Below are 2,697 nucleotides of genomic sequence, written 5' to 3'. Positions count from 1 at the left end.
GACCCACCGCTATCGCAGGCAAGCCAGCTCCCACAGAAGGTTTTATCGCGCTTAAGATTTAACCAGCCTTGGTGGTGGCAGCTTCAACCTTGATCTCGGCGAAGTCTTCTTCGCGCAGCTCAGGCAGGTCTTTTGCGCAGTAGCTACTGCCCAACTCCTTCAATGCGCCGCACATACCGTCCAGCTTGCCATCCACGGCCTGCAGGTGGTCGAGCAACTGGCCAATGGCACGCGCCACCGGGTCGGGCATGTCTTCGCTGACACCGTAGGCATCGAAACCGATCTTCTCAGCCATCGCTTTGCGCTTGGCTTCCTGCTCGTCGCCGAGCTCCGGCTTGACGATGATGCGGCCGGGAATGCCCACCACCGTCGCGCCAGGCGGCACAGCCTTGGTCACCACAGCATTGGAGCCCACCTTGGCACCCGCGCCGACAGTGAACGGGCCAAGCACCTTGGCACCCGCCCCCACCACTACGCCATCGCCCAATGTCGGGTGGCGCTTGCCTTTATTCCACGTTGTGCCACCCAGGGTCACGCCCTGATACAGCGTCACGTCATCACCGATTTCGGCGGTTTCGCCAATCACGATGCCCATGCCATGGTCGATAAAGAAGCGACGACCCACCTTGGCGCCTGGATGAATCTCGATTCCGGTCAACCAGCGCCCAAAGTTCGACACCAGCCGTGCCAGCCATTTCCAGCCCATGCCCCATAAGACTGCGGACAGGCGGTGAATCCAGATCGCGTGCATGCCTGGGTAGCAGGTCAGCACTTCAAAGGCGTTGCGCGCCGCCGGGTCACGGTGGAAAACACTCTGGATATCTTCTCGCAAACGCTCGAACATTTTTAATCCTTCCGCTTAAGAAGCTCACCACGGGCCGCTTTCTGGGTTTCCGTGAGGATGCCACGCAATATGTTCATTTCTGCCCGGCTTACCGAGCTACGGCCGTACAATCGACGCAGGCGTGCCATCAAGTGCCGTGGTTTTTCCGGATCGAGAAACTCGATGGCCACCAGGGTTTGCTCCAGGTGCTCATAGAATCGCTCCAACTCGTCCATGGTGGCCAACTCGCCACTCTTGGTCGATGCGACCTCATCCTTCTCGACCTTGCTCGGCTGGCCTTCTGCAGCCAGCCAGGCCATGCGCACTTCGTAACTCAACACCTGCACCGCTGCCCCGAGGTTCAGCGAACTGAACTCAGGGTCTGATGGGATGTGCACGTGGTAATGACATCGCTGCAGCTCTTCATTGGTCAGGCCGGAGTCTTCACGGCCAAACACCAAAGCGATTTCAGCGCCACCTGCTGCCTCTTCCACCACCTTGGTGCCGCATTCGCGCGGATCCAGCAGTGGCCAGGGGATTCGACGGTCGCGAGCACTGGTGCCAAGCACCAGGTTGCAGCCGACCAAAGCGTCTTCCAAAGTGGCGACGACCTGGGCTTTTTCAAGGATGTCATTGGCGCCGGATGCACGGGCATCGGCCTCGTGGTGCGGGAACACACGCGGCTCGACCAGCACCAGGCGCGTCAGCCCCATGTTTTTCATGGCTCGCGCCACCCCGCCGATGTTGCCGGGATGACTGGTATTGACGAGGACGACACGGATGTTTTGCAGCAAGGGAGGCGCTCTCGGACACAGGAAAGGGGAGCAAATCTTACAGAACAGCCTAAGGTTATGCCATGAAAGCTAACGTCGTCCTTCACCTGAAGAAAGTTTCTGCTAGAATGCCCGGCTTTCTTTAACAACCTTAGGTGACACATCCATGCAGCCCATGCTGAATATCGCGCTGCGCGCCGCCCGCAGCGCCAGTGAATTGATCTTCCGCTCCATCGAGCGCCTGGATACCATCAAGGTCGACGAAAAAGACGCCAAGGATTATGTATCCGAGGTGGATCGCGCCGCTGAGCAAAAAATCATCGACGCGCTGCGCAAGGCCTACCCTACCCACGGCATCCTCGGTGAAGAAACCGGCTTGCACAAAGGCAGCGGCGAAGGCGAAGACTACCTGTGGATCATCGACCCACTGGACGGCACCACCAACTTCCTGCGCGGCATCCCACACTTTGCAGTCAGCATCGCCTGCAAATACCGTGGCCGCCTTGAACACGCCGTCGTACTCGACCCGGTTCGCCAGGAAGAATTCACCGCCAGCCGTGGCCGTGGCGCCCAGCTGAACGGTCGTCGCCTGCGCGTCAGCGGCCGTACCAGCCTGGACGGCGCCCTGCTGGGCACTGGCTTCCCGTTCCGTGACGACCAGATGGACAACCTGGAAAACTACCTGGGCATGTTCCGCGCCCTGGTTGGCCAGACCGCCGGCATCCGCCGCGCCGGTGCTGCCAGCCTGGACCTGGCGTATGTTGCCGCCGGTCGTTTTGATGCGTTCTGGGAGTCAGGCCTGTCCGAATGGGACATGGCTGCAGGCGCCCTGCTGATCCAGGAAGCTGGTGGCCTGGTGAGCGACTTTACCGGTGGTCACGATTTCCTTGAGAAAGGCCATGTGGTCGCCGGCAACACCAAATGCTTCAAGGCAGTACTGACGGCGATCCAGCCGCACCTGCCGGCTTCGCTGAAGCGCTAAGCGAGCGAGCACAAAAAAAGCACCCCGAGGGGTGCTTTTTTTGTGCCTGGGATTTGCTATCCCAGCAGCCAACACAATCCAATGTGGGAGCTGGCTTGCCTGCGATAGCGGTCTACCAG

General features: G+C 60.0%; 3 protein-coding genes. 1 reads left to right on the top strand and 2 read right to left on the bottom strand.

What is annotated here, in order from left to right:
* Positions 1-58 precede the first annotated feature (58 nt).
* Positions 59-844 carry a serine O-acetyltransferase gene (gene cysE, locus FEM54_RS29955; RefSeq protein ID WP_017135943.1) on the bottom strand — a complete coding sequence of 262 codons (786 nt, stop codon included), beginning with the start codon at positions 842-844 and terminating at the stop codon, positions 59-61.
* A 2-nt stretch (positions 845-846) separates the two neighbouring features.
* Positions 847-1,617 carry a tRNA (cytosine(32)/uridine(32)-2'-O)-methyltransferase TrmJ gene (trmJ, locus tag FEM54_RS29950; RefSeq protein ID WP_003210307.1) on the bottom strand — a complete coding sequence of 257 codons (771 nt, stop codon included), beginning with the start codon at positions 1,615-1,617 and terminating at the stop codon, positions 847-849.
* A gap of 145 nt (positions 1,618-1,762) precedes the next feature.
* On the opposite strand from trmJ, the gene suhB reads away from it, so the two are divergent.
* The gene (suhB, locus tag FEM54_RS29945) at positions 1,763-2,578 is read left to right on the top strand and encodes a type III secretion system regulator SuhB (protein ID WP_003175971.1); all 816 of its coding nucleotides are present in this window, start codon (positions 1,763-1,765) and stop codon (positions 2,576-2,578) included.
* Positions 2,579-2,697: the final 119 nt, after the last annotated feature.

The organism is Pseudomonas edaphica, assembly GCF_005863185.1.
GTDB lineage: Bacteria > Pseudomonadota > Gammaproteobacteria > Pseudomonadales > Pseudomonadaceae > Aquipseudomonas > Aquipseudomonas edaphica.
This window is presented reverse-complemented; position numbering and strand designations above follow the sequence as displayed.